This is a genomic window from Plesiomonas sp. (assembly GCF_051650925.1).
In the GTDB taxonomy this organism is placed as follows: Bacteria; Pseudomonadota; Gammaproteobacteria; order Enterobacterales; family CAMTGL01; genus Plesiomonas.
Window position 1 is genome coordinate 1 of record NZ_JBOFRH010000164.1, and the last position, 1,634, is coordinate 1,634.

The 1,634-nt window shown below is 48.3% G+C and carries 2 protein-coding genes; one reads left to right on the top strand and one right to left on the bottom strand.

The window, feature by feature from the left end; translation table 11 throughout:
* Positions 1–575 (top strand): NAD-binding protein (locus ACRC27_RS03835; RefSeq protein WP_438639230.1); only part of this gene is annotated, 575 nt, incomplete at its 5' end.
* 166 nt (positions 576–741) lie between these two features.
* Here the strand turns inward: ACRC27_RS03835 and ACRC27_RS03840 are convergent.
* A partial coding sequence (locus ACRC27_RS03840) for a 2Fe-2S iron-sulfur cluster-binding protein (protein WP_438639231.1) occupies positions 742–1,634 on the bottom strand: 893 nt, incomplete at its 5' end.

Below are 1,634 nucleotides of genomic sequence, written 5' to 3' on the forward strand. Positions count from 1 at the left end.
GACTAGTGAAAGGGAACAAGCATACTATGAATCGTAAAGATCACTTTATTGTCTGCGGACATTCCATTTTGGCGATCAATACTATTTTGCAGCTCAAGCAACGTGGTCAAAATGTTACCGTTATCACTAATTTGTCGGAGGATGAAGCCAATCAACTGGAGCAGCGTTTAGGTGGCAAGTTCGATATTATCTCTGGTGACAGTAATGACAGCGCCGTGCTGAAAAAAGCCGGTATCGATAGCTGCCGAGCGATTTTGGCATTGAGCGATAATGATGCCGATAATGCGTTCGTGGTCTTGTCAGCCAAAGATTTGAGCAAAGATGTCAAAACTGTATTGGCGGTCAGTGACAGCAAAAACCTGAATAAGATTAAGAAAGTTCAGCCAGATATCATTTTGTCGCCGCAATTATTTGGTAGCGAAATTCTAGCTCGGATCTTAAACGGTGAAGAAATCGACAATAATATGTTGGTTTCGATGCTACTCAACTCTGGACACGGTATCTTTACTGATAAAGACAGCGACAAAAACAGTGACGATAGTGCTACCAGTAGTGAGTCATCCGACAAAAAGTAATACGGATACTTTTACTGTTTGCGTAAGAAAACGGCCAACAACAATGTTGGCCGTTTTTTTTGTACGGGATCTCGAAGGTGGTTTGCTCACGGTGAGTGCTGCGCAGAAAATCTGCGGATAACTTGGCTTATTTATTGGCTTAGCTCGATGCCTGTAAGATATTTACTTAGGCCAAAGTGATGTTCTGTTTAATTCGGCAGCTGCACGCCAATACATAACCTTGCTCGATCTCTGCTTGCGTCAGTCCACTTTGGCTGGTGGTGTCGACCTCGCCTTCGATAATTTGCACTTTGCATGAGCCGCAAACACCGGCGCGACAAGCGGCAAATACTGGTAGATTATGCTGCTCCATGGCGGCAAGCAGTGACGTACCCAGTGGCACATCGATGTCACGTAAAGCATGACGAATATGCATACGCACCGTGTTAGGGGCGGCGGCTTGTTCATTAAAAGAACTGGCGTTTTCGTTATCTGTATGAGCGACCGCTTCACTGGCAGTGGCAGTGAAAAAGGCTTCTTGATGGATCTGCTCCGCCGGTACACCTAATGTCTTAGCCAGTTGTACCGCGCTTTGCATGTAGCCCTCAGGGCCACAAGTCATCACAATCCGCTCATGGATGTCCGGTACCAGCATTTCCAAGGTAGCTTGATTTAGCCGTGAACGCAGATCATCAGGCCAATACGGCTGACGGGCAAGTAGATGAACCGTGAGTTGCTGTGGAAAGCGGGCGGCCAGTTGCTGCCAATGGTCGGCGTAAATCAGAGCCGCGGCATCACTGGCGTGATACAGCAACGTGATGTGTGTCTGTGGGCGAAACGCTAACAGCCAGCGCGCCATTGACATCAGCGGCGTGATCCCGCAACCGGCTCCCAGCAGCAGATAGTGTGCATTGTCAGGGTGCGATGCACAGGTAAACTCACCTTGGGCATCACTGAGCCACAGCGTATCTCCGACGTTCACCTTTTCGGTAAGCCATGTCGAGCCTTGCCCGTTCGCAATACGGCGCACGGTAATACTTAAATTGGTGGAAACATCAGGCGAAGAAGATAAGGTGTATG